This window comes from Aeromicrobium sp. Leaf350 (genome assembly GCF_916858655.1).
Classification (GTDB): Bacteria; Actinomycetota; Actinomycetes; order Propionibacteriales; family Nocardioidaceae; genus Aeromicrobium.
In genome coordinates this window covers 54,993-81,514 of sequence record NZ_CAKASL010000003.1, presented here as the reverse complement: position 1 = coordinate 81,514, position 26,522 = coordinate 54,993, and the positions used below count along the sequence as shown (strand labels likewise).

The window sequence follows — 26,522 nt, the reverse complement described above, 5'->3', positions numbered from 1 at the left end:
GGCGATGACGTCGACTCCGCCGCCCGGGGAGCCGCCCGACCGCGCCGCCGAGCGTGCTCGCGCCGTCCGGAGGCAGGTCCCGGAGGTCGCGGTGACGATCACGCGCGAGGTGCGCGCCCAGATCCCCCGGTACGCCCTCACGACGATCCGGCGCGTGCTCGACGAGGCGGTGAGCACCGCTCTCCACCGCTTCCTCGACGCGCTCGATGCCTCTCCGCACCCCGATCGTGGCGTCGAGGAGCTGTTCCACGCCCTCGGTCGATCAGAGGCGCGCGCCGGACACTCGATGTCGGACCTGCGGGCCGCCGTGCAGATCGCGGTCTCGTGCTCGTGGCGGTTCCTGCACCGTCTCCAGCCCGACGGCCAGCCGGCGCGACCCGTGCGCCAGGACCTCGCCGACACGGTCATCGCCTTCGCCGACCACCTCGTGGCCGAGGCCGACGCCGGCCACGCCGAGGGAGTGCAGCAGCGCGACCACGACGGGACGCGGGCCCGGGCGCGACTGGCCGAAGCCCTGCTGACCGGGGTGTCGCCGACCGCGGCAGACCGCGAGGCCTGGCTCGTGCCGCAGTCCGTCCTCGTCGCGGTCGTGGAGCTGCCCGACGACGAACGCCCCGACCTGACGGCGCTCGGGCGCGACACCTTGGTCGTGCGCGACGGTGACCGCTTGGTGGTCCTGGCCGACGCCCGCCTGCGGAGCGAGGTCGTCGACGCCGTCCGCGCTGCGGGCACCGGACGCATCGGCCTGGCCACGGCAGCCACACCCGCCGGCATCCCCGCTGCCGCACGCTGGAGCCGTCGCGTGCTGCAGCTCGTGCAGCGCGGCATCGTCGCGGACTCCCGCGTGGTCGACACGGCGGAGCACCTCACCCAGATCTGGCTGCACGCCGAGCCCTCCCTGCGGCAGACCCTCGTGCAGGAGCAGCTGCGCCCCCTGCTCGCCGAGTCGCCCAACTCCCGCGAGATCCTCTCCGAGACCCTGCTCGTGTGGCTCGAGACCCGCGACAGCGCGCCCGCGATCGCCGCCCACCTCGGGGTGCACCCGCAGACGGTGCGGTACCGCTGGAAGCGCATCAACGAGCTGTTCGGCGACGCGCTGCGCGAGCCCGAGTTCACCGTCCAGATCACGATGGTGCTCAAGGCGAGCGTGCCGCTGTGGAAGGCCGGCGACCAGAGCGACTTCGAGCGGTTCCAGACGTCGGAGCAGGCATGACGGGCCTCCTGAGCCTGACCAGCGTGCTGGCCGCGGCAGCGATCGTCGTCGCGGCGGCGATCGCGTGGTGGTCGGCCCGGCCGATCCTGCACGCGTCCATCCACCGCCGCTCGGGCGACTCCCGGACGCGGCTCGTGGGCCGCGGCGCTCTCGATGCGTTCGCTCGCAGCGACACCCTCGTGGTCGACCCGGTCGGCTCGATCACGGTCGGCGAGCTCCGCGTCGTCGGGGTCGAACCGATCGACCCCGAGCACGACCGCAGCCTCCGCTGGTTCGCCGGCGCGCTGCAGCACGGCGCCGACGACCCCGTGGCCCGGGCGATCTCACGGTTGTCCGCCCGTGGCGGAGCCACGGAGGTGAAGCACGTTCCCGGTCTCGGCACGGCAGGGAGGGTCGACCGCCACCCGGTACGTGTCGGAGCCTCGGAGTGGATCGGGCTCGACCGACCGCCGGACGACGGCTGGCACCAGGTCGTCGCCGTCGAGGTCGACGGCCGCGCGCTCGGCAGCCTCACGGTTGCCGACCCCGTGCGCGACCAGGCGCCGGGAGCCGTGGCGTCGCTCGTGGCCGACGGCTGGCGGGTCGTGCTCGTCGCACCGAGCGACGCTGCCGTACGACATCTGTCTGCGGCCGTGCCCTGCGCGACGGTCGTGCGCGACGGCCCGACGCTCGAGGACGGCACCGACCCCGTCGTCGTGGCGAGGTCGTCCACGGCTCTCGACCTTCGCAGCGCCGCCGGTGCCGCCGTGAGCGACCGCCTCCCCACCCGATCGGCCGGTGTCGCGATGGAGGACGTGGCGATCCACCACGTCGCAGCGGTCCTGCGGCTCCTCCGCGGCGCCCGACCTCGGCTCCGCGCGATGCGCCTCGGCGTGCTGGTGGTCGCGGCGGCGGGAACAGGCTCCCTCCTGCTCGCCCCGCCCGGCTCGCCCGAGGTGTTCGCCGCGGTTGCCAGCGTCCTCGCGCTCCCCGCGGCCCTGATGCTCCCCCTGGCCCGCTGGACCTGACGCAGCGAAAACTTGTCACGCGCATGACAAGTTTTCGGCTGAGTTCGGGCCTTCGGCCGTCGAGGTCTTGATCGGCCCGTGACGGATTGACAGCCTGCGGCGGTGGCGGCGATCAGCGCGGCCGGAAAGCGAGCCACCCGTGCTGAAGAAGTTCGTCTCGATCCAGAACGTCGGACTGTTCGCCGACGCCCGGTGGAGTCGGCATCCCCTGGGCCGCACCGCCCTGCTGTACGCCGACAACGGCCGCGGCAAGTCGACCCTGTGCACCATCCTGCGATCGGTCGCGTCCGGCGACCCCGACCCGGTGCAGCGCCGCACGACGATCGACGCGAACGGCTCGCAGGTCATCGAGCTCGAGCTCGACCAGAGCAACCACGTCACCTTCGAGGACGGCGCGTGGTCGGAGACCCGTCCCGAGATCCTTGTGTTCGACACGGCTTTCGTGCGGAGCACGGTGCACTCCGGCGGGCTCGTGACCGCCGATCACCGCCGCAACCTCCTGCAGTTCGCGCTCGGCGCCGCCGCCGTCGCCGCGCAGGGCCGGCTCGACTCCGCCAACACCGACGAGAGCACGGCGAAGGCAGCGCGAGACACGGCCACAACAGCACTGAAGCAGCACGCGGGCACGATGAGCGTGCCTGACCTCGTGGCCCTGGACCACGATGCCGACATCGATGCCAAGATCGCCAAGGCCGAGGAACGCCTCACGCATGCTCGGCGCAAGGCCGAGATCCTGCGCCGCCCGGTCGGTGAGGCAATCCCCGAACCCACGCTCGACCTCGACCGTCTCTTCGGCGTGCTCGATCGCGACCTCGCGATGCTCCACGACCACGCCGCCTCTGCCGTCATGGTCGACGCGCACCTGCGCCGCCTCGACGACGAGGGCGCCGAGGCGTGGGTCCGGCGAGGGCTCGCACTCCAGCACGACGAGACGTGTCCGTTCTGCGCTCAGCCCACGGTCGACCTGCCCCTGCTGCAGGCCTATCGGGAGTACTTCGACGACGCCTACGCGGCGCTGGCCGACGAGCTGTCCACCGTGGCGGGCGAGCTCGAGGCCGCGCTCTCCGCCGCCGCAGTCGCCGCGGTCGTGACGCACGTCGAGACCCAGCGCGCCACCTTCACGTCGTGGAACGAGCACGTCCACCTCCCGGAGCTGGAGCTCGACGAGGCCGCCCTCGCCCAACACGTCGACGAGGCGCGCGAGCAGGTGCGGGCCCTGGTGGCCGCCAAGCGGTCTGCACTCGGGTCCTCGATCGACGAGCCGGAACGGCGCGCTGCAGCGACCCGGGCGAGGACCTCGATCCTCCAGATGGTCCGCTCGGTCAATGCGCACATCGACGCGAACGTGGCCGAGATCCGTCGGTACCAGGAGGAGCTGGGCGACGTCACGACGGAGTCGTGCCAGTTGTTGCTCGACCGACTCAGGCTGACCAGGGCCAGGCATCGGGAACCCGTCCGCGAGATCGTCCGGCAGCTCGAGACGGCGACCACAGCGCTGGCCGAGGCCGGAGACCAGAAGAAGGAGGCACGCCAGGAGCTCGCGGCGGCCATGTCGAGCACGTTGGCGGCGTACCGGGACGCGACCAACGTCCTGCTCGCCCAGCTCGGCGCGCGGTTCCGCATCCCCGACATGCCGACGACCTGGGTCGGCGGGCGCCTCGGTCAGACCGAGTACGTGCTCGAGCTGCGCGGCCGCCGCATCAAGCCCAACGACAAGGACGAGGGCCTGTCGTTCGACATCGCCCTGAGCGACGGGGACAAGCGCACGCTGGCGCTGGCGTTCTTCCTCGCGTCGATCCAGGCCGATCCAGCAGCGGCGAGCAAGGTCGTCGTCTTCGACGACCCGGTGTGCAGCCTCGACCGCGGCCGCCGTGAGACGACGATCATGGCGATCGACGAGCTCTCGGCCTCGGTCGGGCAGCTGATCGTGATGTCACACGATGCGCACCTGCTCCGGGACCTGCGGACCTCCCTCACCAAGCGGGACCGCGACCACCCGCCGACCGTCGCGGCACTCGGGATCAGCGGCGACGACTACACGACCTTCGTGGCCACCGACCTCGACCGCGTGTGCGAGTCGACCTACATGCAGAACTTCCGGACCGTCGATCGATTCTGCAGCCACCCGTCCGAGAGCGAGCGCCTCGCAGCGGGACAGGCCATCCGGCCCCTGCTCGAGGGCTACCTGCATCGACGCTTCCCCGGCATGATCACGTCTGACGTCATGCTCGGAAAGGCCATCACCCAGATCGAGGACGCCGAGCACTCGTCACGCCTGAGTCATGCGACCGGCCTGGTCGCCGAGCTGCGCCGCATCGCGACGTTTGCCAACCTGTTCCACCACGACACCAAGCCCGACTTCAGCGCCGCGACGATGCCACCGGCCGCGACCATCCGACAGTTCGCCTCGGACGCACTCGACATCGTGACGGGCGCACCCTCCACCTCCAGCCCCTGAGGCCTGCGGGACGGTCAGTCGTGCTCGGGGAACACGCGGCGCGCGATGGCCTGGACGTCGCGGTCGAGGTGCTGGAGCTTGACGTCGACCCGCTCGAACTGGGCGTCGACCCGCTCGAATTGAGCGTCAACCCGCTCGAACTTCGCGTTCATCTCGGCACGCAGGCCTCCGACCTCGGCGCGGAGCACGCGGACGAACCAGCCGGACATCGTCGCGAACATCGCGAAGAAGGCCGACGCGAGCACGCCGATCAGCGTCCACACCTGCGGTTCGGTCATCTCGCCCACCCCTCCATCGTGTCACCGATCCGGTCACTCTGGCAGGGTCAGCGCGCGCTCGCCGGAGCTCGTCCACAGCCGCTCAGGCGACTCCAGCCCAGGCGAAGAACTCCTCCGCGGTCACGACGGGCTTGCCGTAGTCGCGGGCCTTGCGGGCCTTGCCCGACTGAGTACCGATCTCGGCGACGACCAGCAGGTCGCACCGGGTCTTGGTGACGTTGGCGACCGGGGTGAGCCCGAGGGACGTCGCCAGGGCGTTCATCTCGTCGCGGCCGTGGACGCGTCCGGACGGCGACATCGCGGTGCCGGTGAAGCAGACCCGCGCACCGGGGACGAACAGCTCGTCCACCCCGAGGACGTCGGCGTTGAGCGCACGCAGGACGTCGTCGACGAACGCGGTGCCGAGATGCTGCTCGACGAGCTGCAGGCGCTCGACCAGCGTGGGCGAGAGACGCGCCGCCTTCGTGGCGACGTTCACGAGCCGGCTGGACACCGCGGCCGCCACGACCGGCGAGGGTGCGGTGCCGCCCGGCGTCGTCGTCGCCGTCGCCACGTCGCCCAGGAGGAGCCGACTCATCGTCGAGCTCGCGTCGACGATCGCGGCCAGCGTGGGGTGGCGGTCGGCCACGGGACCGGCGGCGTCCGGGTCGCGGGTGAGCAGGTAGGTGGGCTCGTCCTCTCCCTCCGGCACGGGGAAGGGCGTGCCGGGCGCGAGCTCGTCACGCAGTCGCTCGAAGGCCGCGAGGGCCGCGCGTGCCCGCTGCAGGGCGGTCGGCGCGGCATGGCCCGCCCGCTCGGCCGGGGTGAGCCGGTGGAACCCGATCTCCACGCCGAGCGGCACCGCGGCCACGTGGCGCAGGCGCTTGAGCTCGAAGTCGACCTTGCCCAGGACGTCGTCGACGCCGACCCCGACCGGCACCACGCCGGCCAGCAGGGGCGCGAGCACCGCCCAGGCCTCCGGCAGCGTCGGCGCCAGCAGGACGTCGTCGGCGGTGATGCCCAGCGCCACGCGAGCCTCGCCGAGGTCGCGCTCCGGGTTCACGAGCGTGCTGACGGCCGTGCCGTCGTCGAAGGCGACGGCGATCTCGACCGGACGCGGTCGGGAGAACGTGCCCTCGTCACCCACGAAGGTGACCCCGAGCGCGCCGTGCCGCTGCGCCTCCGTGCGCGCCGAGGACTCCTGGAGGAAGCGCAGGATGCGACGGTCGGTGCGCAGATGGCGCGGCTCGACGGCCCGCTTCAGCACCAGACCCGCCATCGAGGTGGCGCGGCTCAGCGCGACGTAGACCTGGCCCGTGGCGAACACGCCGCCCGTGAGGTCGACGACGAGGCGGTCGAGGGTCTGCCCCTGGCTCTTGTGGATCGTGATGGCCCAGGCCAGCTTGAACGGCAGCTGCGTGTACGTGCCGACGACCTCGCGGCGCAGCGACCCACCGTCGACGACCGGCTGCGTGACCTCCCATCGGTGGGGCCCGAAGGCCACCCGCGAACCGTCCGCGAGCTCGACCTCCACCTCGATCTCGTCGCCGTCGGCATCGGGGACGGTGACGTCGACGATGCGGGCGAGCGTGCCGTTGACCCACCGGTCGGCGACGTCGTTCGTGAGCATCATGATCTGCGCGCCGACCTTGAACCGGAGCACGGCGTCGGTCGGCGGATCGAAGGCCGAGACGTCACCGGACGTCGTCGCCACCAGCTCGTGCTGCGGGCTCGGGAGTCGCTCGAGGCGCTGCCGGTTGCGGGCGCTGACGATCGTGTTGGAGGGCGCCAGCGTCAGCCACAGCTCGTCCTCCGGCGGTTCGAAGTCGGGATCGACGCGGGCGTTCAGCTCGGCCTGCGCCGCCTCGAGCAGCACCCCGTCGCGCACGGCATTGAGCAGCGACGTCAGCCGGTCGTCGCCCAGCTGGCGGAAGACCGTCGTGAGCGCGACGGTCGGGAAGCGTTCGCGGTCGAAGGAGTGCGCCGAGAAGAAGTAGGGCGTCTCGTAGTGCGACTCGAAGTAGGCCGCCGAGCCCTCGTCGACGACCGGCGGCAGCTGCAGCAGGTCGCCCACGAGCACGACCTGCACGCCGCCGAACGGCTCGCCCGGTCGGGGACCGAAGCGCTCGAGCGCGGCCGCGACCATGTCGAGCACGTCGGCGCGCACCATCGACGCCTCGTCGATCACGAGCGTCTGCAGCGACCGGAGCGTCTTGGTGAACCGGCCGGGACGGTAGCTGCCCGAGCGAACGTCCGCCAGGTGGGTCGTGGTCTGGAAGCCGAACAGGCGGTGGATCGTGAAGCCGTCGACGTTGAGCGCGGCGATGCCCGTCGGTGCCGCGACGACCACTCGCCGCTCGGTCGTGTCGAGGAAGTGGCGCACCAGGGTCGACTTGCCCGTGCCGGCCTTGCCGGTGAGGAAGAGGTGGCTGCCGGACTCGATGAGCGAGAGCGCGGTGCGGATCTCGTCGGTGATCGTCAACGGCATGCGGGCAACCTACCGAGGGGCCCGACTACTCCGGTCGGCCGAACACGTGGCGCGTGAGCGCCTGGACGTCGCGGTCGAGGTGGTCGAGACGTTCGTCGAGGCGCTTGAACCCGCTACGCATCTCGGTGCGGACCGCACCGACCTCGGTGCGGACCGAGCCGATCTCGGCACGGAGGATGCGGTTGAAGTTGAACGTCACGATGCTCATCATCGAGATGATCGCGGTCAGCATGCCCACGATCGCCGTCCATGTCTGGGCCTCGGTCAACGTGATCACCCTTTCAGTGTCGGTGGTGAGCGACAGGCTGCCAAGGACCCATGACACCTCGCCACGACCCGATCGCGGCCTGTGGACGGCCGACGTGCCGTCGACGTTTGCTCGCGCGTCATCTGACGGACATCGGTCCGGCCTAGCGTCGGGACGATGTTCACCTCTCTCGCCGTGGTCGACGCCGGCCCCCTGACGCGACGCGTCGCCGGTGCCGCCCACGAGCTCGGCGTCGTGACCACCTTCGTGTCGGCGGTGGACCCGATCGGCGAGGCCGTCGACGCCGGGGCGGATGCCCTGCACCTGCTCGACGCCGACGCCGCGACCCAGCTGACCATCGCGCGCGGCTGCGCCCCGGCCGGGCTCCAGCTCGTCGGCGCCTCGGTCACTGCGCTCGCGACCGTCGTCGACCCCGAGCGCTGGGGTGGCATCGCGCGCGCTGCGGGGCTCCCGGTGGCGGAGGCCACGGACGGACGGCGCATCGACGTGCAGCTGCTCGCCGACCACACCGGCGAGGTCGTCCACCTGCGCGAGCGAGAGCTCACCGGTGGCGACGACTCCGTGATCATGGCCCCGGCACCGCGCCTCGCGACCGCCGTCCGCAACGGCCTGTGCCGCGACGCCGTGCGGCTCGTCGAGCTGGTCGGACTCACCGGCGCGGTCACCGTGCGGTTCGAGGTGGTCGACGAGACCTACGCGATCACCGCCGTGCTCCCGGGACTGCAGCTGGGTCACACCGCGACCGAGGAGGTCACGAACCTCGACCTCGTGCAGGCCCAGCTCCACCTCGCCCACGGGGCGCGGCTCGTGCACCTGGGGCTCACGCAGGAGTCGATCATCGTGCGCGGCTACGCGATCCAGTGCCGGGTGACGGCGGACAGCGCCGAGTCGGGCACCCGCTGGCGGGTTCCGGCCGGGCCCGGCGTCCGCGTCGACGGCGAGCCGGGCGGGCACGCCTCGCGCCTCGTCGCCGCTCTGACGTTCCGTGGACGCGACCTCGTGCACACGATGCGTCGCACGCGCCGCGGGCTGACCGAGCTCGAGGTCGACGGCACCTCGAACCTCCCCGCCCTGCACGACGCCCTCACCCGCCACCCCTGACGCCCCGCCCCGTCCGCCGGGACCGGCCCCGCCCCTTGAGGTGCGAGGAACGAGCCTCGAAAGAGGAACCTCGACCACGGGACGGGGTGCGGGCGGGCCGCGGGGTCATAGGGTGGGGGCACGGCAACGGCGCCGGTTCCCGATCATGCTCCGGAGGCCCCGTTGAACGACTCGACCGAGGACCAGCTGCACCACGACGTGCGCCGGGTCGCCGACCTGCTGGGCGAGACGCTCGTCCGCCAGGAGGGGCCCGAGCTGCTCGAGCTCGTGGAGCGCGTGCGCGAGCTGGCCGGCACCAGCACCGAGTCCGGCGAGGCGGGCGACCGCGCCGCAGCGCGCGCGGAGGTCAGCACGCTGCTGGACGAGCAGCCGGCCCACACCGTCGCCGCGCTCGTGCGGGCGTTCAGCGTCTACTTCAACCTCGCCAACATGGCCGAGCAGGTCGCGCGCATGAGAGAGGTCGACGCTCGCCCCTACGGGGAGGGCTGGCTCGACACGGCCATCGCCGACATCGTCGACCAGCAGGGGCCGGAGGCGCTCGCCGAGGCCGTTGCGGCGCTCAACGTGCGCACGGTCTTCACGGCGCACCCCACCGAGGTCAGCCGCCGCTCGACCCTGACCAAGCTGCGCCGCATCGCCGACATCCTCGCCGAGCCGACCGTCGACGAGGGTCCCCTGCGACGCCGCCAGGACGCGAACCTCTCGCAGCTCATCGACCTGGTCTGGCAGACCGACCCGGTGCGCCGCAGCAAGCCGACACCGCTCGACGAGGCCCGTCACGCCGTCTACTACCTCGGCGACATCCTCACCGAGACGATGCCGTCGCTCTCGGCGGACCTCGCCGACAGCCTCGGCGACCACGGCGTGCGTCCGTCGGCGACGTCGCGGCCGCTCACGTTCGGCTCGTGGATCGGCGGCGACCGTGACGGCAACCCGAACGTCACGCCCGAGGTGACGCGCGAGGTGCTGCGCCTGCAGAACCGCGTCGCCACCCGCCTGGTGCTCGCGAGCCTCGACGTCGTGATCCGTGAGCTGTCGACCTCGGCCGACCTCGTGGGCGTGAGTGACGAGCTCGCCGCGTCGCTGGAGGCCGATCGTGAGGCGCTGCCGGACCTCGACCCGCGTGTCCTGACGGTCAACGCCGCCGAGCCGTACCGCCTCAAGCTGTCGTGCATGCGGCTGAAGGTCGAGCACACCGCGCAGCGGATCGTCTCCGGGCAGGCGCACGTCCCGGGCCACGACTACGCTGGACGCGAGGAGCTGCTGGCCGACCTCGCCCTGATCGACGCGTCGCTGCGCGCGCACGGTGGCGAGATCGTCGCCGACCGGATGCTGGCTGACACGATCCGCACCGCCTCGCTCGTCGGCATCCACCTGGCGAGCCTCGACATCCGTGAGCACGCCGACGCCCACCACCACGCCGTCGGCCAGCTCGTCGACCGCGTGGGCGAGCAGCCCGGGCCGTACGCGGACCTCGACCGCGCGGCCCGGCGGTCCCTGCTCTCGACCGAGCTGGCCTCGCGCCGCCCGCTCAGCCCGCAGCCGCCCGTGCTCGACGAGGACGGTGCCCGGACCTACGGCGTGCTGGAGGTCGTGCGCGAGCTGCACGCGACCTATGGCCCTGAGGTCGTGGAGACCTACATCGTCTCGATGACGACCGGCTCCGACGACCTGCTCGCCCTCGTCGTGCTGGCGCGCGAGGCCGGCCTGGTCGAGCTGCACGGCGCCGAGCCGTTCTCCCGGCTCGACTTCGCTCCCCTGCTGGAGACGATCGAGGAGATCCGCCGCGCCGGCACCGTGCTCGACGAGCTGCTGAGCGACCCGAGCTACCGGCAGATCGTCGCGCTGCGCGGCGACGTGCAGGAGGTCATGCTCGGCTACTCCGACTCCAACAAGGCCGGCGGCATCACGACGAGCCAGTGGGAGCTGCACCAGGCCCAGCGAGCGCTGCGCGACGTCGCGGCGCGCCACGGCGTGCGGCTTCGACTGTTCCACGGCCGCGGTGGCACCGTGGGCCGCGGGGGCGGACCGACGTACGACGCGATCCTCGCGCAGCCGTTCGGCGTGCTCACCGGTGACATCAAGTTCACCGAGCAGGGCGAGGTCATCAGCGACAAGTACGCGCTGCCGGTGCTCGCCCGGGAGAACCTCGAGCTGTCGATGGCAGCTGTGCTGACGGCCTCGACGCTGCACACCGAGGCGCGGCAGGGCCCGGAACAGCTCGCCGAGTGGGACGAGACGATGGAGCTCGTCAGCGACTCCGCGTACGCGGCCTACCGCAGGCTCGTCGAGGACCCGAGCCTGTTCGACTACTTCGTGCACTCCACGCCGGTCGAGCAGCTGGGCGACCTCAACATCGGCTCGCGGCCCTCGAAGCGGCCCGGGCAGGGTGGCGACATCACGGCCCTGCGCGCGATCCCGTGGGTGTTCGGGTGGACGCAGTCGCGGCAGGTCGTGCCCGGCTGGTTCGGGGTCGGCAGCGGCCTGCGCGCCGCCCGACAGGCCGGCCACGGCGACCGACTCAGGGAGATGCTTGCCGACTGGCACTTCTTCGCGACGTTCATGTCCAACGTCGAGATGACGCTCGCCAAGACCGACCTCGACATCGCCGGCCACTACGTCTCTGAGCTGGTCCCCGTCGAGCTGCAGCCGCTGTTCGACGTGATCCGCGCGGAGCACGCCGTGACGGTCGAGGAGGTGCTGCGGGTCACCGGCTCGAAGCGGCTGCTCGACCACCAGCCGGCCCTGCGCCGCACGCTCGAGGTGCGCGACGCGTACCTGCAGCCGCTGTCGTTCGCCCAGGTCGACCTGCTCGCCCGCTCGCGCAAGGACCCGGACTCGCTCGACGACGGTCTGCGCCGGGCCCTGCTCATGACGGTCAACGGCATCGCCGCCGGCCTGCGCAACACCGGCTGACCCCGTACCCAGATTTGCGCCGAGTTGTGCGGCTTTGCATCACGGTTGACGCACAACTCGGCGCAAATCTGGGGGAGGGGGACGGGGGGCTACGATGCGCGGGTGACCGTGCTCGCCGTGCTGCTCGCGATCTTCGTGGCCGGCACGATCGGCTTTGGGGTCACCTCGATCGTGCTCCGGGTGAAGCTTCGGCGCGCCCGGCTCGAGGTCGCCCGGCTGGAGGAGGAGCGGCTCATCGTCGCCGCACCCTCGCGGCGCCGACCTCCGCGGGCGATCCGCCGCGCCACCCACGCGGTCAAGGCCGTCGCCGAGACCGCCGACCTGCTGCGCACCCACGGCATGCAGGCCCTCGTCGCGAGCTCGATCGACGACCTCACCCAATGGCTCCGCGAGGACCGTGCCGTGGTCGAGCGGGCCACGGCCCCTGACGGCACCGTCACGATGTTCTTCTCCGACATCGAGCGATCCACCGAGCTCAACGTCTCCCTCGGCGACCGCGCCTTCATGAAGGTGCTGGCCCGCCACGACGAGGTCATGCGCGCCGCGATCGAGCAGCACCACGGCGAGGTCGTCAAGACGCAGGGCGACGGCTTCATGGTCGTGTTCCGCTGGCCCACCGACGCGCTGCGGGCCGCGCTCGAGGTGCAGACCCGGCTCGGGGCCGACCGCGGACGGCTCCGCACCCACGCGGTGCGCGTGCGCATCGGCGTGCACCGCGGCGCCGTGGTGGCGCGCGACGGCGACTACTTCGGACGCAACGTGGCCCTCGCCGCCCGGGTGGCCGCCGAGGCGGAGGGCGGCGAGGTGCTCGTCAGCAACGACCTGCGCGAGGCCCTGATCGACTCCACCGAGTTCGTCTTCGACGACGTGCGCGAGGTCGAGCTCAAGGGGTTCTCGGTCGCCGAGCGTCTCTGGCGCGTCGCCCCCTCCCCCGACGACCGCTGAGGCATCCCGAGTCGCAGGCCGACCGAGGTTTCGAGGCTCGTCGCGAGAGCTCCTCGCACCTCAACCACCGGTGCCGCTGTCAGTTGATCTGGCGGTCGTGGTCCTTCCAGAACTCCTGGCGCAGCTTGAACTTCTGCAGCTTGCCGGTCGCGGTGCGCACGAGCTCGTCGCGGAACTCGATGCGCTTGGGGCACTTGTACCCGGCGAGGTGCTGGCGGCAGTGGGTGATGAGGTCCTCGGCCGAGGGGGCGTCGGCATCGGGGTCGAGGACGACGAGCGCCGTGACGAGCTCGCCCCACTTCTCGTCCGGGATGCCGATGACGGCGACCTCCCTGACCGCGTCGTGCGACATCAGCGCGTCCTCGACCTCGATCGAGGAGACGTTCTCGCCGCCCGTGATGATGACGTCCTTCTTGCGGTCGGCGATCGTGACGTAGCCGTCCTCGAACGTGCCGCCGTCGCCCGTGTGGAACCAGTTGCCGGCGAGCGCCTCCGCGGTGGCCTCCGGGTTCTCCCAGTACGACGCGAGGTTGTGGTTCGACTGCGCCAGCACCTCGCCGGAGTCGTCGACCATGACCCGCACACCGACCGCGGGGGCTCCCGCGCGGCCCAGCAGTCGGGCCTGCTCGGGCGCCGGGAGGTCGTCCCACTCCTCGCGCATCCGCGACATCGTCAGCAGCGGGGCGGTCTCGGTGAGCCCGTAGATCTGGATGAACTCCCAGCCGAGCTCCTCGCGGACCCGCTCGATGGTGCGGGTGGGCGGCGGCGCGCCGGCCACGATGATGCGCACGCGGTCGCGGCCGGGGACAGTCCCCTCCCAGTCCTTCGCTGCGTCGAGCGCGGCGGCGACGACTGCCGGGGCCGCGCAGAGATAGGTGACCCCGTGCCGCTCGATGCGGCGCAGGATCTCGGCGCCGTCGATCTGCCGGATCACGACGTGCGTGGCACCCATGCCGGTCGCCGCGAACGGATGGCCCCAGCCGTTGGCGTGGAACATCGGCAGGGTGTGGAGGTAGACGTCGCGGTCCGAGACCGAGGCCTGCCAGCCGAAGACCGTCGCGTTGAGCCAGTTGTTGCGGTGCGTCAGCTGCACGCCCTTGGGCCGCGCGGTCGTGCCGGACGTGTAGTTGATCGTGGCGGTCGCGTTCTCCTTCTCGGGCCCGTCGGCCTCCCACGCGCGTGGCTCGGCGGTCGAGCCCCAGATCTTGTCGTCGTCCTCGCCCAGCACGAAGACGTGCTCGACGTCCAGCTGGTCCTTGAGGTGGCGCAGGTCGGGGTCGACCATCACGACCTGGGCGCCGGAGTGCTCGACGATGTACTGGATCTCGGCCACGGCGAGCCGGAAGTTGACCGGGACGAGCACGCGGCCCCAGCCGGAGACGCCGTAGAACGAGCAGAGCATCCGCGCGGAGTTGTGCGAGACGATCGCGACGCGTCCGCCGACCGGCACGCCCAGCTCGTCGAGCGTCGCCGCCTGCGACCGCGCTCGACGCCCGAGCTCGGCGTACGTGATCTCGCCCCACGACTCGGCGGGCTGGGTCGGCTCGTCGACCACGGCGACGCGGTCGGGGTACACGGTGACGGCACGGTCGAGGAAGTCACTCACGGTGAGCGGGAAGAACACGGTTGCCTCCGATGCGTGGTGCGGGTCACACCAGTCCTATCGTGCCTCGCGCTGCCAGGACGTTGCACGACGAGGGTGCCGCGATGAACGGCTGCCGCCGTGCGGCGGACGGCTGCCCCGTGCGGGTCGGTACGGTGCGGGAATGTCCTGGGAGACGATCTTCGCCAGCAACCTCGGTCCCGACGACGCCGCAGCCTGGGGTCGTCTCGTGCGGAGCCTGCGCGAGGTGCAGGACGGGGTGGCGTCGATGAGCTTCGACCGCGGCACGGTCGACGCGCTCGCGGACGACCTCGGTGCCTGGGCCGACAAGCTCGAGCCGCTCTCCGCCTCGGAGTCCGAGCAGGTCAACGGCCGCGTACCGACGCTGCCCGTGCGTGGCCACGCGATGCTGCCGGAGCTGCGCGTGACGTCGGCGGGTGGCGGTCGGGTCGACGGCACCGTGTCGTTTGGTCGCTGGTTCATGGGTGGCGGTATGGCGGCGCACGGCGGGGCCATCACGCTGCTGTTCGACGAGGCACTCGGCATCCTGGCCTCGGTCACCGGCAAGGCGATCACCCGCACGGCCTACCTGCGTACCGACTTCCGGGCGCTGACGCCGCTCGACACCGAGCTGCAGGTCTCGGCCTGGGTCGAGCGGATCGAGGACCGGAAGATCTTCCTGCGCGGCGAGATCCGCCACGGGTCGACCGTCTGCGCGGAGGCCGACGGCCTGTTCCTCCGGCTGCGCCCCGAGCAGGGCCTCGGCCACCGCACCGACGGATCCTGACCCCTCTCCACGCCTGGGCGGTGAGATAACGCCCATCTACCGCCCCGAGCGGTGAGCTAGCGCCCGCTTGCTCGGGCGGAACGGACGTTAAGTCACCGCCCGGCGGACGGAACGGACGTTACGTCACCGCCCTGGGGTCAAGAGGCGTGGGCGACGGGCGTCGCGGGCGGGCCGACGCTGCGGAACCCGCGGTCCAGGTGCAGCAGCGGAGCGCTCGGAGGGCCGATCAAGGTCGACGTCACGTCGACCAGCACGAGCACGGAGTCGGCCACCGGCACCCGGTCACGGACGGGGCCGACCAGGCTCACGACGGCGTCCGGGAGCCGCGGCGGGGCGCCGGCCGGCATCAGCCACCCCTGCTCGGGCGTGAACCGCGGCGCACCGCTCCGCGCGAAGTCGGCCGCGAGCTCGGCCCGGCGGGCCGGGAGGACGTGGACGGCCACCTCCGAGGCCTCGAGCAGCGCCGCGGCCGAGCGCGTCGCCGACGACAGGGAGAACGAGAGCACGGGCGGCTCGGCCGAGACCGACGCGAGGCTCGAGACCGTCAGCCCCACAGGACCCTCCGGGGTCGCCGCCGTCACGATCGCGACCCCGGACGGGTAGAGACGGAAGGCCTGGCGGAGCCACGCGGCGCCGTCGGCCCGCGCGCCGCCGGCGCCGATCATGCGCTCGACGGGACGATGAGTCCCGCGGTCTGCGTGCGCGCGCGGTCGAACCGGGCGGCAACGTCCTGCCAGCTCGCCAGCTTCCAGAACGCGGCGACGTAGTCGGCCTTCACGTTCAGGTAGTCGAGGTAGAACGCGTGCTCCCACATGTCGAGCATCAGCAGGGGCACGACACCCACGGGCACGTTCGCCTGCTGGTCGAAGAGCTGGAAGATCGTGAGCCGCTCGCCGATCGAGTCCCAGCCGAGCACCGCCCAGCCCGACCCCTGGATGCCGGTCGCCGTGGCGGCAAAGTGCTTCTGGAACGCGGCGAACGAGCCCATCTGCTCGGTGATCGCCGCCGCAAGCTCACCCTCCGGCTCGCCTCCGCCCTCGGGCGAGAGGTTATGCCAGAAGACGGTGTGGTTCGTGTGGCCGCCGAGGTGGAAGGCGAGGTTCTTCTCGAACAGGTTGACGTCCGCCAGGTCGTCACGGGCGCGGGCGTCGGCCAGCGCCTCGAGCGCAGCGTTGGCTCCGGTCACGTACGCGGCGTGGTGCTTGCTGTGGTGCAGCTCCATGATGCGGCCGCTGATGTGCGGGTCGAGCGCGCTGTAGTCGTACGGCAGCTCGGGCAGGGTGTAGACGGTCACGACCGTCTCCTCTCGTCGATGTGACTCGACCGTAAAACCTCAACTGCGATTGAGGTCAAGCCGCCGAGGTGTGACCTCCCCGTAGGCTGGTCGCCGTGAAGAACCTGCTCCGACTCATGGCGGTCTCGCTCCTCGCGCTGCTCACCGTCCTCAGCCCGATGCCCGCCTCGGCGCACGACACGCTGGTCGAGGCGTCACCTGCGGAGGGCTCCGTCCTGGGCGCCGGCGACCCTCAGGTGGCGTCGTTCCGCTTCAACAACACGATCTTCGAGACCGCGGCCTTCGTCGCCGTGCTCGACCCGGCCGGGGCCGACGTGTCGACCGGTGAGGCGATCGTCGTCGACGACACCGTGACGCGGGAGTTCGCCGCCACGACCCCCGGCACGTACACCGCGTCCTACCGGGTCACGTCGTCCGACGGCCACCCGATCGAGGGCACCGTCAGCTTCACGTGGGACGGTCCGGCCACAGCGAGCCCCACCCCGGGCGATGTCCCCACGGACGACACCGCCGACGAGCGCGCCGAGGCCGCTCCGGGCTCCGCCACGGAGGAGGGCCGCAGCACGGGCACCGTCGCGCTCATCACCGCGGCGATCGCGGTGCTCGTGGTGGGCACGGCCGTGGCCATCAGCGCCGCACGCCGCCGGCGGCGCACCGCCGGGCCGACCGACCCGGGTGACGACGTCGACTGACGCGACCCCTCAGCGACAGCTGCTGTGAGGACGGTGGAGCTCCCCGCTGCCCACCGCCCTCACCCTCGTCGACCACGGCGCGGCGCGATGCCGGTCCCCTGACACGGTCCGGGTCACGTGGCCCGGACCGAATTCGGCCCCACCGGGACGACGAAGTCTGGTGCGCGGCGTCATCCACCGCCGCCGAGGGGGTCCGCCGGGAGCCGGGAGAACGCCCGAAGCGCGAGCCGGCCGTCGCGCTGCACCTCCAGCAGACGACGCGGACGGAACACCCGTCCGGCGACGAGCACCACGCGGCTGTCGAGCGCGATCCACCACGCTCGGCCGTCCTCGTCGGCCACGTCGACGACGCGGAGCTCGTCGCGGCGCCGCACGATCTCGCGAAGGTCGTCGCGGATCGCCCGACGGCCGGAGAAGTTGCGGGCCCGGATCGCCCGCGCCACGCCGTTCGGCTCGACGACCGCCCAGGTCGCCGCCCCCGGTCGCGAGCGCAGGGCCGGTGCCAGGGCCACGGCTGGCGCCCCCAGGTCCTCCGGCGTCATCGAGAGCACCCGCTGCCGCAGCCGGCCGCGCGCCGCACCACGCAGGTCCTCGACCGTGTCGAGGAGCTCGACACGGCACTGCGAGGGCGCGACGTGCCGCACGTCAGCCACCGACGGCTCCCGCGTACGTGTTCGCCCGCGCGGCGACCTGGTCGACGTAGGCGTCGGAGTGGTTGTAGCTGAACACGGCCCGTCGCCACTCGGCCGGCGTCGTCGTCGACCCGCCGTGGCACAGGTACCGCACGGCCGCGAGAGCGGCGTCGTCGATCTGGTGCGGGTCGGCGACGCCGTCGCCGTTGCCGTCGGCGCCCCACCGCGCCCAGGTCGAGGGGATGAACTGCAACGGCCCGACGGCGCGGTCCCACGTGGTGTCGCCGTCGAGCAGGCCGCCGTCCGTGTCCCTGATGGCGGCGAAGCCCTGGCCGTCGAGACGGGGTCCGAGAATCGCGGGACGGGCCCAGCCGTCGGGGTCGATCGCACTGTCGCCGTGGGTGCCGTGCCCGGTCTCGATCGCCCCGATCGCGGCCACGGTGTTCCAGCCGAGGCCACACTGCGGCGACTCGTCGGCCGCGACGAGCGAGGCCGACGCGTAGGCGGCGAGCGCCCGGGGCGGGATGCCGGTCGCCGCGGCCGTGCTCGCGAGCCACGCGGGATCGATGCCGCGCACCGGGCCCGAGGCCGTCGACGCCCCCGTGGTGGTGACGACGTCGGCGGACGACACGACCGGGACGTCTCCCGTCGCCACCGCCTCGACCCGGAGCAGCTGGACCGCCACCACGACCGTCACCGCGAGCAGCGCGAGGGCGGCGAGCCCACTGACCACGGAAGCCACGGACGCGAGCCGGCTGACGGGCCGGACCTCAAGCGGCGGGTGCATCCGGCACCTCCTGCGCCGGAGGCCCGACGACCTCGACCGTGACACTGACCCCGAGCCTCAGCACGGTGCCACTCCCCGGCTGCGTGCCGACGACGGACGTCCCCGTGACGCTGGCGCTCGTCGACTCGACCACGACAGGGACGAAGCCTGCCGCCTCGAGCAGCGCGCGCGCCTCGCCGACCGACGTCCCGGCCACGCTCGGGACCACGTTCGACCCGGACGCGACGTCGAGGTCGACCGCCGAGCCCGGCGGGACCCTGGTGCCGGAGGCGGACGACCCGCCCAGCACGGTCCCCGACACCTCCGGCGACGACACGCGACGGACGGCGCCGACCGTCAGCCCGGCAGCTCGCAGCCGGGACTCGATCTCGGGGAGCGAGCCGACCAGCACCGGCACCGCGACCGAGTCGTCGACCGGTTCGTCGACCGCCGCGACGGGGGTCGTCACCACGGGCTCCGGGGTCGGGGTGGCGGACGGCGTGGGCGTGCTGGTGGCGAGCGCCGTCGTGGAGTCTCCCCCCGCCAGGCCCCACACCATGGCCACGATCAGCACGAGCGCCGCTCCGAGGAGCCAGCCGATGCCGCCGAACCGGCTCTCGCGGAAGTCCTCGTCGTACGTCGGGCCCGCCGCCGTCGCGTTCGCCGCCGGGGTCCACGCGGCGACGGTCGTCGTGCGCCCCGCCGCCGCGACCGCCTGCGTGGCCGCAGCGTCCGCGGGAACGTCGTCGGCACCGAGGAGGCGGGCGACGGCGTCACGCATCGCGACGGCCGAGGCGAAGCGGCGTTCGGGCGACTTGGCCAGCGCCGTCGCCACGACCGTGTCCAGGGGCCGGTTGCGCGGGTCGCGGGCCGACGGGACCGGAACGGGTGCCTCCACGTGAGCCCGCAGCACGTCCTCGACCCGGTCGCGCACGAAGGGCGGCTCCCCCGTCAGCAGGAAGTGCAGCAGTGCCCCCGCCTGGTACAGGTCGCCGGCCGGACCGGCCGGCTGACCACGGGCCTGCTCGGGCGACATGTAGTGCACGTGCCCGACGACCTTGCCCGAGCCCGCGTGGATCCCGGCGGCACCGAAGGCGGACGCCAGGCCGAAGTCCACGAGGCGCAGGCGACCCTCGGCGTCGAGCAGCACGTTGTCGGGTGCGACGTCGCGGTGCACGAGCCCGATCGCGTGCGCCGCTCCGAGGGCGTCGAGCACCTGCGCGATCGCGGTCGCCGCCGCGCGCGGCGACAGCGCTCCGTGCTCCGCGACCCACGCGGCCAGGCTGGGCCCCGGCACCAGGTCCATCGCGAGCCACGGCTGGACCAGGCCCGCGCTGTCGTGCCATCCGTGCGCGTGCACACGGGCGACGTTCGGGTGGTCGAGACGCTCGGCGACCTCGGCCTCCCGGGCGACGTCCGAGCGCAGCTCCGCCCCCACGTGGGCGTGGCCGATCTTGACCGCGACCCGCTCGCCCGTGAGGCGGTCGAGCGCGACGAACACGGCCGCCGAGCCGCCCACCCCCAGCAGCTCGCCAACCTCGAAGCGCTCTCCGAGCAGGGGCCCGGACCAGCCGTCGGTGGACATGACTCAGCCGAACCGCCCGTTCACGTAGTCGTGCGTGCGCTGGTCGCGCGGCTCGCCGAACATCGCGTCGGTGTCGCCGTGCTCGACGATCACGCCGGGCGTGCCCTGGCTCGCCAGGAAGAACGCGCAGCGCTGCGAGACGCGCGCAGCCTGCTGCATGTTGTGGGTGACGATGACGATCGTGACCTCCTGGCGGAGCTCCTTGATGGTCTCCTCGATCACGCGGGTCGACGTCGGGTCGAGCGCGGAGCACGGCTCGTCCATCAGCAGGACGCGCGGACGGACCGCCAGCGAGCGCGCGATGCAGAGACGCTGCTGCTGGCCGCCCGACAGGCCCCCGCCGGGCGAGCGCAGGCGGTCCTTCACCTCGTTCCACAGGCCTGCGCTCGTCAGGCAGCGCTGGACGAGCTCGTCCTTCGACTCCTTGCTGGCCTTCACGCCGGTGAGCTTGAGCCCCGCGACGACGTTGTCGTAGATGCTCATCGCCGGGAACGGGTTCGGCTTCTGGAAGACCATGCCGATGTCCTTGCGGGCGTCGACCAGCTTGCGGCTGCGCTCGTAGATGTCGTCGCCGTCGAGCCGGACCTCGCCGGCCAGCCCGGCCGACGGGACGAGCTCGTGCATGCGGTTGAGGATGCGCAGGAAGGTCGACTTGCCGCAGCCTGAGGGACCGATCAGGGCGGTGACCTCACCGGCCGCCATCTCGAGCGAGACCCGGTCGAGCACCTGGTGGGTGCCGAACCAGGCGGAGATGTCCTGGGCGACGAGGCTCGACAGCGGCGCCTGCGGCTGCGGGACGCCGGCCGCCGGCGGCGGGACGAACGGGTCGACCGCGGTGGTCCCGACGGCGTCGGCCGCGGCGAATGAACCCGCGGTCGGCGGACCCGAGGCCACCGCGGCGGCCGGCGGCGGAGCGTGGACGCCCGAGGCGTGCTGGCCCTGCGCCGGAGCGGGGAAGAGGGAGTCCAGGGGCTGGGGGGCCGGGACGGAGTTCGGGACGGACATGGGTACCTCGGTCGGTCGGAGGGAGGACATCACAGGAGATTCGGCAGGGCGTTCATGACGGAGTCGGCCGTCACGGCGGCGAGGGCGACCACGACCGGGACGCCGATGATCCAGGCCGGACCACGCCGCCACCGCAGCCACAGCGCGGCCATGCCGGCGATCGCCGCCAGCAGGAACGTGCCGGCGAAGAAGGCCGTGAACCAGGCAGAGCCGTCGTGACCCATCGCGCGCTCCTCGGGCGGGAGCGCCTCGACCGACATCACGCGGGTCGGGGTGTCGACCGTCGGGGAGGTCAGCTCGGCGTCGACGTGCAGGGCGCCGCTGGGGAACAGGGGCAGGCCGTCGGCCGTGACGAGCTCGAGCCGCCCCTCGCCGTCGCCGGGGATCGGCAGCTTGTCGTCGCCGTCTCGCCGGAGGCCGGAGACCGTGAAGGTGTGCGTGCCCTGGCCCGTGACCACGGTGATCGTGTCGCCCGGGACGAGCCGCTCGAGGTCGGCGAAGGGGGCGCCGTAGGTCGTCTGTCGACCCAGGATGACCGCCGTGCCGTTCTGGCCCGGCATGACGCTGGAGCGCTGGTGGCCGGGACCGGACCGCAGCAGGTCGGAGGTCGTCCCCTCGCCCACGACCTCCTCGATGCCGAGCCGCGGGATCTGCAGCAGCGCCACGGGGGTCCCGGCCCCGACGAGCTTCTTGTCGAGGTCGAGCTGGCCCACCGGCGTCTCGGCCTTGGCCAGGCTCGAGCGGAGCTCCTGGTACTGCAGCGACTGGGCTCGGTCGTGCTGGATCGAGCTGAAGACCGTGACGTGGGTGATGAAGCCCAGCAGCAGGAGCGACAGCGACAGCAGCGCGGCGCCGCCCCACCAGCGACCGGCCCGTGGGGCGCGGGTCACCGGCGGGCGACCGGGACGTCGTCCGCGCAGGCGCGGCGGGATCGGCGGCATGACCGGCGGCACCGTTCCGGGCGCCGCCGGCGGGACGGCCTGCGTGGGCGCGTCGGACCGCGGGTCGTCGATCAGCGTCACGGGTGCGCTCCCGTCGGCAGGGCGTTGCGGCGGACCGAGATCGCGGCACGGATGCCGATCCCGGCGAGACCGAGGATCAGCAGCGCGGCGACGATCCACCAGATCCAGAGCGGGAACCCGCCCCCGGCCTCGTCCTCGTCGGACGCCGGATCACCGACGACGAGGACGCCGACGAAGATCTTGCTGCTCGACCAGCCGGTGAGCTGCAGGGTGTGGCGCCCGGGCTCGGTGTCCTCCGGGATCACGATCTCGGCCCGGTAGGAGCCCTCGGCGTCGACCGCCTCGTTGCTGAGCAGCACGGGGTCGGAGAAGAGGACCATCTGCGCCATCTCGCCCGCGGTCAGGCCGGTCGCCCGCGCGACGACGGTCTCGCCGGGCATCACGAAGTCGCGGTCGAGGACGAGCGTGTCGCCCCGACCGGGCTTGCTGCCGATCGCGGGCTCGCCCGAGGCGGGCTCGGGGGCCACGGGAGCGTCCGGCACGGCGGCCGAGCCGCTGCCGGAGCCCGAGCCGCCGCTGAAGCCGCCACCGGTGTCAGACCCGCCCGGCGGCGTCGGCACGACGGGCGCGGCGGGCAGTGGCGGCGTGGTCGGCGACGACGTCGGCGCCGGCGGGATCGTGACGGAGACGTCGGTGTCGCCGTTCTGCGCCAGTGCGGGCGAGACCGTGAGGCCCGCCGCGACGGCGACCGCGAGGAGGACGGCGACCACCCCGCTGCTGCGACGCGCGGTCATCGCTGCTCCCCGGTCTGACCGGCGAGCGCGGCGGCGCGGACCTGGTCGGCGTACGCCGTCAGCTCGGCCGCCATCAGCTCGTCGTCGCGACGACGACGGATGCGGCGCCACACGACGAAGCCCCCTCCTGCGAGCAGCACCAGGACGACGGGCCACGGCACGGCCCAGGCGATCGCGCTGGCCGAGGTCGCCTCGGGGAGCGGGTCGCTCTCGAGGCCGTCCGCGGCCACGGGAGTGACCTCGATGCTCGCGAACTGCAGGAACGTGGGCCAGGTGTCGGGCACGTCGACGACGACGTGGGCCGTCTCGCCCGGCAGCAGGTTGGAGACCGGGTCGGGGTTCAAGGTCCCGAGCTTCAGCCCGAAGGGTCCGGAGACCGTGACGGTCGACTCGACCGAGACCCGGGTGTTGCCGGTGTTCTCCACGTCGAAGCCGACCTCGGTGGAGCCCGCGACGGTCGGGTTGACGCGCCCGTCGTAGCTCGCGACGTCGCCCTTCACCGTGACGCCGGGGTTCAGCTCGCCGTCGACGCGCACGTAGATGCGGCTGCCGACGCGCTGGGCGAGGTTGACCTGCGAGGTCTGCTCGTCGCTGCTCGACTCGAGCGACGCGACGATGCCCGCGCCGTGGTCGCCCGGCGTCGCGTCAGCCGGGATCGTGATCGTGAAGGGCAGGTCCGCGCGCTGCCCGGCCGGGATCGTCACCATGACGCCGAGCGTCAGGGCGCAGTCGCGCTCGGCCTGGTCGTCGGTGTCGGCGCACAGGGCGGCACCGGAGTCGACGCTCGTCCAGGCACCCAGGTCCGTCGAGGCCTGGTCGGCGTCGATCAGGGTGAAGTTGCCGGTGTCGTACTCGGTCATCGCGTCGGCGGCGTGGACCCGGAAGGTCAGCTCCTGGTCGGAGTAGTTGCTGATCGAGACCCAGTCGCTGATGGTCGTGCCCGGGGCGACGGCGTACTCGTAGCGCGGCCGTCCGTCGGGGCCGGCGGAGGTCGACGGCTGGATGCTCCACTCCGCGACCGGGGCCTCGCCCTCACGGGAGACGGGCGCAGCGGTGGCGACGGTCGCCGAGACGATCAGGGCGAGGCCGAGCGCCGCGATCAGGCGGAACGGGCGGAGGTGCGACATCGGGGTCTCCTGGACAGGGGGGGTGGAACGGGGGCGGGCGCCGGGCCCGGCACGAGCTGCGTGCCGGACCCGGCCCCCAGTGGTGGTGCGGTGGAGCGGTCGATCAGATGAGCGTCAGCGTCAGGGTCGCCTTGTACGCACCGGCGGCCGTCGAGGACGACGGAGCCTTCAGCGTCAGGCCGGCCTTGACCTTGGTCTCGGTCCCCGCGACACCGGGAGCCGCCGAGGCCAGCGTGCTGCCGGCGTCGGTCAGGCCGGTGCCGGCCAGGACCGGGTTGCCGGCGGTGCCCGCGTTGGTGCCGGTGGCACCGACGAGCTGCGGCGCCCAGCCGAGGTTCGACTTGGCGATCGTCTTGCTGGAGTCCTCGGTCTGGACGAAGTTCGTCACCTTGCCGTTGAGGTTCCAGCCCACACGGTTCGACCGGTAGTCGGCGACCGTGACCTGGCCCAGGTCGCCCGTGGCGACCCAGTCGGTGCCCTCGAGCAGCGGGGTGCTCAGCGCGACCGTGCCGGGCGTCGTCGTCAGCGTCAGGCCACCCGGCGAGGCCGGGATCGTGACGGTGATGTCGGTCTCGCCCGTCTGCGGCGTGACCGGCTGGGCGACGGTCGTGACCGTCGTCGAGGCGTTCGCGGTCGAGTCGTTGTACAGCGGGTCGCTGCCCCCGACGAAGCCGGCCGTGAACGTGTACTGCTTGCCCGCGGACAGGACGCCCGTGGTCCAGGTCGCCACGCCGTTAGTGGGCGTGACGTTCTGGCTCACGGTCGGGACACCGGCGGCGGTGCCCTGGAACGCGACCTGGCCGGTCGCGTCGGTGGCCGTGGAGCCGTCAGCCTTCTTGACGGTCGCCGTGAGGGTCACGCTGCCGTCGGCGTTGGCCGTGCTGCCGCTGAACGCGACGGTCGGCGTGGTCTTGGCCGGGGCGACGGGGCCGACGTTGGCGATCTTGGCCCACGAGCGGTCCGCGTTGATCTGGATCCAGACCGAGTAGTACTTGTCGGTCGCGGGCGCGTAGGTGTCCGTGGCCTGGCACGTGTGCTTGATCTCCCAGACACCGGCCGGGAGCTGCGTGGCGTCGGCGACGGTGAACTGCCAGCCCGGCGACCAGGCGTACTCGGCCGTGCGGTGGATCTTGGTGTCGGTGGCGCTGAGACCCAGCGTGGCACCGGCGGCCAGCGTGTCGGTCGCACGGGCACGCGCGCCGACCTGCTGGACGACACCCGCCGTGTTCGTGGCGGTCAGGCCCGAGCGCTGGCGGAAGCCGGCGGGGCAGATGGCCCCGGCGGCGGTGTCGACGGTGGTCCACTGCTGCGACTCGACCGTGAGGGACGTGCCGCTGGTCTTGTCGAGGATCAGGTCGCCGAGGCGGTTGGGGTCGGACGTGTCGGCCTGGGCCGGGGTTCCGACGGCGAGGACGCTGCCGAGGAGCGCGATGCTCAGGGCGGCGACGATGCGAGGAAGTCGCTTGGACATGTTCTGGGTTCCTTCGGTGGAGTGTGGACGTCGGGCCTCAGGGCGCGACGTAACCGCTCTTGTAGGTGGTGGTGTTGCCGCAGAGGTTGCCGATCGCGCCGAAGCCGTAGAGCGAGAGGACGGCGGGCACGGCGCAGATCTCGGAGTCGGTGCCGACGAAGAAGTCACGCAGGAGCGTGTCCTTCGGACCGTTCGCGGTCAGGCGAGCGGTCTCGACGACGTTGAAGACCAGACGGGTCATCGTGAAGCTCGGGTTCAGCTTGAACTGCGGCGTGAGCGGCGAGATGCCACCGACCGAGCCGAGCGTGACCGAGTGCGCGTCGATCGTGTTGGGGACGACGGCGTTGTCCTGGGCGATCCAGGCCGCGACCGAGAACGGCACGATCTCGCCGACGGCGTCGATCTGGCTGCCGTCGTTCTCCTGCAGCGTCGGCAGGCCCGGGATCAGCTGGGCCTCGGTGACACCGATGGAGGACAGGAAGAAGGTGCGCGTGCCCGATCCCGCCTGGGGCAGGATCGGCTTGTAGGGGTGCGTCGCGCCCGAGGCGGCGGTGAACGACGTGACCTCGCCCTTGTAGATCGCGGCGATCTGCGCCGTGGTCAGGTTGGACGGGATCGACTGGTTGCCGAGGTCGGCGTAGGCGAAGGAGACGGCGTCCCGTGCGAACGGGATGTAGGTCAGCTGGGTGCCGGGGGCGCTGGACGACGGGGCGCTCGACGAGCGCGCGAAGTCGAGCTGGCCGGCGATGTTGACGCCGCCCCAGAGGTAGGTGTTGGTGGGGTTGATCGAGGCCGTCAGCGCCTTGACGCCGTTGGTCGAGCCGTTGGGACGGTTGAACGTCGGACCCGAGGCGGAGGCCTTGATCGTGGCCGAGCCGGTCGCGTCGTACGACGCGATGACCCGGTTCAGGGAACCGTCACGCAGGGTGTTCCCGTAGCTGTTCAGGACGCCCTGGGTCGTGTCGCTGCCGGTACCGACGAGCTGCCGGTAGTCGGTCGGCGTGCTCGGGTCGGCCGAGGCCGGACCCGCGGCGAGCGCGAGGGTGGCGCAGAGGGCTCCGATGGTGCCGAGCAGCACCGCCGGACGAAGGAGCTTCATGGTGTGGTGACCTCACTCGTTACACTGATGACTTCACGAACTCGCCCGGCGG

23 protein-coding genes are annotated in these 26,522 nt (G+C 72.4%); 8 read left to right on the top strand and 15 right to left on the bottom strand.

Features of this window, described 5'->3' with window-relative positions; all coding sequences use genetic code 11:
- Positions 1 to 4 precede the first annotated feature (4 nt).
- From LO931_RS14020 to LO931_RS14010, 3 genes are all read left to right on the top strand, one after another.
- Positions 5 to 1,213, top strand: a complete 1,209-nt coding sequence (locus LO931_RS14020) for a CdaR family transcriptional regulator (RefSeq protein ID WP_229054372.1) — start codon at positions 5 to 7, stop codon at positions 1,211 to 1,213.
- On the top strand, positions 1,210 to 2,220 hold the full coding sequence (locus LO931_RS14015; protein ID WP_229054371.1) for a hypothetical protein: 1,011 nt from the start codon (positions 1,210 to 1,212) through the stop codon (positions 2,218 to 2,220). Before LO931_RS14020 ends, LO931_RS14015 begins: the two co-directional genes overlap by 4 nt.
- Positions 2,221 to 2,359: 139 nt before the next feature.
- Positions 2,360 to 4,678 (top strand): AAA family ATPase, encoded by a 2,319-nt coding sequence (locus tag LO931_RS14010; RefSeq protein ID WP_229054370.1) that lies wholly within the window; start codon positions 2,360 to 2,362, stop codon positions 4,676 to 4,678.
- A 14-nt stretch (positions 4,679 to 4,692) separates the two neighbouring features.
- On the opposite strand, the gene LO931_RS14005 is transcribed toward LO931_RS14010, so the two are convergent.
- The 3 genes from LO931_RS14005 to LO931_RS13990 all read right to left on the bottom strand — a co-directional run bounded on the left by LO931_RS14005 (position 4,693) and on the right by LO931_RS13990 (position 7,700).
- Positions 4,693 to 4,956, bottom strand: coding sequence for a hypothetical protein (locus LO931_RS14005; RefSeq protein WP_229054369.1), 264 nt, complete (start codon positions 4,954 to 4,956; stop codon positions 4,693 to 4,695).
- An 82-nt stretch (positions 4,957 to 5,038) separates the two neighbouring features.
- Positions 5,039 to 7,423 (bottom strand): AAA family ATPase, encoded by a 2,385-nt coding sequence (locus LO931_RS17595; protein WP_304523517.1) that lies wholly within the window; start codon positions 7,421 to 7,423, stop codon positions 5,039 to 5,041.
- 25 nt (positions 7,424 to 7,448) lie between these two features.
- Positions 7,449 to 7,700, bottom strand: a complete 252-nt coding sequence (locus LO931_RS13990) for a hypothetical protein (protein ID WP_229054368.1) — start codon at positions 7,698 to 7,700, stop codon at positions 7,449 to 7,451.
- Positions 7,701 to 7,847: 147 nt separating this feature from the next.
- On the opposite strand from LO931_RS13990, the gene LO931_RS13985 reads away from it, so the two are divergent.
- The 3 genes from LO931_RS13985 to LO931_RS13975 all read left to right on the top strand — a co-directional run bounded on the left by LO931_RS13985 (position 7,848) and on the right by LO931_RS13975 (position 12,653).
- On the top strand, positions 7,848 to 8,792 hold the full coding sequence (locus LO931_RS13985; RefSeq protein WP_229054367.1) for a hypothetical protein: 945 nt from the start codon (positions 7,848 to 7,850) through the stop codon (positions 8,790 to 8,792).
- A gap of 162 nt (positions 8,793 to 8,954) precedes the next feature.
- The gene (gene ppc / locus LO931_RS13980) at positions 8,955 to 11,708 is read left to right on the top strand and encodes a phosphoenolpyruvate carboxylase (protein WP_229054366.1); all 2,754 of its coding nucleotides are present in this window, start codon (positions 8,955 to 8,957) and stop codon (positions 11,706 to 11,708) included.
- Positions 11,709 to 11,810: 102 nt separating this feature from the next.
- On the top strand, positions 11,811 to 12,653 hold the full coding sequence (locus LO931_RS13975; protein ID WP_229054365.1) for an adenylate/guanylate cyclase domain-containing protein: 843 nt from the start codon (positions 11,811 to 11,813) through the stop codon (positions 12,651 to 12,653).
- Between the two features lie 79 nt (positions 12,654 to 12,732).
- Here the strand turns inward: LO931_RS13975 and LO931_RS13970 are convergent, their stop codons facing one another.
- Positions 12,733 to 14,277, bottom strand: coding sequence for an AMP-binding protein (locus tag LO931_RS13970; RefSeq protein WP_229054364.1), 1,545 nt, complete (start codon positions 14,275 to 14,277; stop codon positions 12,733 to 12,735).
- 142 nt (positions 14,278 to 14,419) lie between these two features.
- Here LO931_RS13970 and LO931_RS13965 point away from each other — a divergent pair, with 142 nt between their 5' ends.
- Complete coding sequence (locus LO931_RS13965; protein WP_229054363.1) at positions 14,420 to 15,043, top strand: PaaI family thioesterase; 624 nt, start codon at positions 14,420 to 14,422, stop codon at positions 15,041 to 15,043.
- Positions 15,044 to 15,180: 137 nt separating this feature from the next.
- Here the strand turns inward: LO931_RS13965 and LO931_RS13960 are convergent, their stop codons facing one another.
- Positions 15,181 to 15,708 carry a flavin reductase family protein gene (locus LO931_RS13960; RefSeq protein WP_229054362.1) on the bottom strand — a complete coding sequence of 176 codons (528 nt, stop codon included), beginning with the start codon at positions 15,706 to 15,708 and terminating at the stop codon, positions 15,181 to 15,183.
- Positions 15,705 to 16,337, bottom strand: coding sequence for a superoxide dismutase (locus LO931_RS13955; protein ID WP_229054361.1), 633 nt, complete (start codon positions 16,335 to 16,337; stop codon positions 15,705 to 15,707). The genes LO931_RS13960 and LO931_RS13955 overlap by 4 nt, the downstream gene beginning before the upstream one ends.
- A gap of 95 nt (positions 16,338 to 16,432) precedes the next feature.
- On the opposite strand from LO931_RS13955, the gene LO931_RS13950 reads away from it, so the two are divergent.
- Positions 16,433 to 17,029: a copper resistance CopC family protein gene (locus LO931_RS13950; RefSeq protein WP_229054360.1), complete on the top strand. Its 597-nt coding sequence runs from the start codon at positions 16,433 to 16,435 to the stop codon at positions 17,027 to 17,029.
- A 170-nt stretch (positions 17,030 to 17,199) separates the two neighbouring features.
- On the opposite strand, the gene LO931_RS13945 is transcribed toward LO931_RS13950, so the two are convergent.
- From LO931_RS13945 to LO931_RS13905, 9 genes are all read right to left on the bottom strand, one after another.
- Positions 17,200 to 17,682: a hypothetical protein gene (locus LO931_RS13945; protein WP_229054359.1), complete on the bottom strand. Its 483-nt coding sequence runs from the start codon at positions 17,680 to 17,682 to the stop codon at positions 17,200 to 17,202.
- Positions 17,675 to 18,448, bottom strand: coding sequence for a lytic transglycosylase domain-containing protein (locus LO931_RS13940; protein WP_229054358.1), 774 nt, complete (start codon positions 18,446 to 18,448; stop codon positions 17,675 to 17,677). Before LO931_RS13940 ends, LO931_RS13945 begins: the two co-directional genes overlap by 8 nt.
- Positions 18,432 to 20,012, bottom strand: coding sequence for a protein kinase (locus tag LO931_RS13935; protein WP_229054357.1), 1,581 nt, complete (start codon positions 20,010 to 20,012; stop codon positions 18,432 to 18,434). The genes LO931_RS13940 and LO931_RS13935 overlap by 17 nt, the downstream gene beginning before the upstream one ends.
- Positions 20,013 to 20,015: 3 nt before the next feature.
- Positions 20,016 to 20,789 (bottom strand): phosphate ABC transporter ATP-binding protein PstB, encoded by a 774-nt coding sequence (pstB, locus tag LO931_RS13930; RefSeq protein ID WP_229055147.1) that lies wholly within the window; start codon positions 20,787 to 20,789, stop codon positions 20,016 to 20,018.
- 257 nt (positions 20,790 to 21,046) lie between these two features.
- Positions 21,047 to 22,039, bottom strand: a complete 993-nt coding sequence (locus tag LO931_RS13925; RefSeq protein WP_229054356.1) for a sortase domain-bontaining protein — start codon at positions 22,037 to 22,039, stop codon at positions 21,047 to 21,049.
- A complete protein-coding gene (locus tag LO931_RS13920) occupies positions 22,036 to 22,773 on the bottom strand; it encodes a hypothetical protein (RefSeq protein ID WP_229054355.1) in 738 nt (245 codons plus the stop codon). Before LO931_RS13920 ends, LO931_RS13925 begins: the two co-directional genes overlap by 4 nt.
- Positions 22,770 to 23,900 (bottom strand): WxL protein peptidoglycan domain-containing protein, encoded by a 1,131-nt coding sequence (locus tag LO931_RS13915; RefSeq protein WP_229054354.1) that lies wholly within the window; start codon positions 23,898 to 23,900, stop codon positions 22,770 to 22,772. The genes LO931_RS13920 and LO931_RS13915 overlap by 4 nt, the downstream gene beginning before the upstream one ends.
- 103 nt (positions 23,901 to 24,003) lie before the next feature.
- On the bottom strand, positions 24,004 to 25,371 hold the full coding sequence (locus LO931_RS13910; RefSeq protein WP_229054353.1) for a hypothetical protein: 1,368 nt from the start codon (positions 25,369 to 25,371) through the stop codon (positions 24,004 to 24,006).
- Positions 25,372 to 25,408: 37 nt separating this feature from the next.
- Positions 25,409 to 26,470 (bottom strand): substrate-binding domain-containing protein, encoded by a 1,062-nt coding sequence (locus LO931_RS13905; RefSeq protein WP_229054352.1) that lies wholly within the window; start codon positions 26,468 to 26,470, stop codon positions 25,409 to 25,411.
- Positions 26,471 to 26,522: the final 52 nt, after the last annotated feature.

Coding starts and splice junctions, on each gene's coding strand:
- LO931_RS14020 (WP_229054372.1), top strand. CDS start 5: ATGACGTCGACTCCGCCGCCCGGGGAGCCGCCCGACCGCGCCGCCGAG.
- LO931_RS14015 (WP_229054371.1), top strand. CDS start 1,210: ATGACGGGCCTCCTGAGCCTGACCAGCGTGCTGGCCGCGGCAGCGATC.
- LO931_RS14005 (WP_229054369.1), bottom strand. CDS start 4,956: ATGACCGAACCGCAGGTGTGGACGCTGATCGGCGTGCTCGCGTCGGCC.
- LO931_RS17595 (WP_304523517.1), bottom strand. CDS start 7,423: ATGCCGTTGACGATCACCGACGAGATCCGCACCGCGCTCTCGCTCATC.
- LO931_RS13985 (WP_229054367.1), top strand. CDS start 7,848: ATGTTCACCTCTCTCGCCGTGGTCGACGCCGGCCCCCTGACGCGACGC.
- LO931_RS13965 (WP_229054363.1), top strand. CDS start 14,420: ATGTCCTGGGAGACGATCTTCGCCAGCAACCTCGGTCCCGACGACGCC.
- LO931_RS13960 (WP_229054362.1), bottom strand. CDS start 15,708: ATGATCGGCGCCGGCGGCGCGCGGGCCGACGGCGCCGCGTGGCTCCGC.
- LO931_RS13940 (WP_229054358.1), bottom strand. CDS start 18,448: ATGCACCCGCCGCTTGAGGTCCGGCCCGTCAGCCGGCTCGCGTCCGTG.
- LO931_RS13935 (WP_229054357.1), bottom strand. CDS start 20,012: ATGTCCACCGACGGCTGGTCCGGGCCCCTGCTCGGAGAGCGCTTCGAG.
- LO931_RS13920 (WP_229054355.1), bottom strand. CDS start 22,773: ATGACCGCGCGTCGCAGCAGCGGGGTGGTCGCCGTCCTCCTCGCGGTC.
- LO931_RS13915 (WP_229054354.1), bottom strand. CDS start 23,900: ATGTCGCACCTCCGCCCGTTCCGCCTGATCGCGGCGCTCGGCCTCGCC.
- LO931_RS13910 (WP_229054353.1), bottom strand. CDS start 25,371: ATGTCCAAGCGACTTCCTCGCATCGTCGCCGCCCTGAGCATCGCGCTC.
- LO931_RS13905 (WP_229054352.1), bottom strand. CDS start 26,470: ATGAAGCTCCTTCGTCCGGCGGTGCTGCTCGGCACCATCGGAGCCCTC.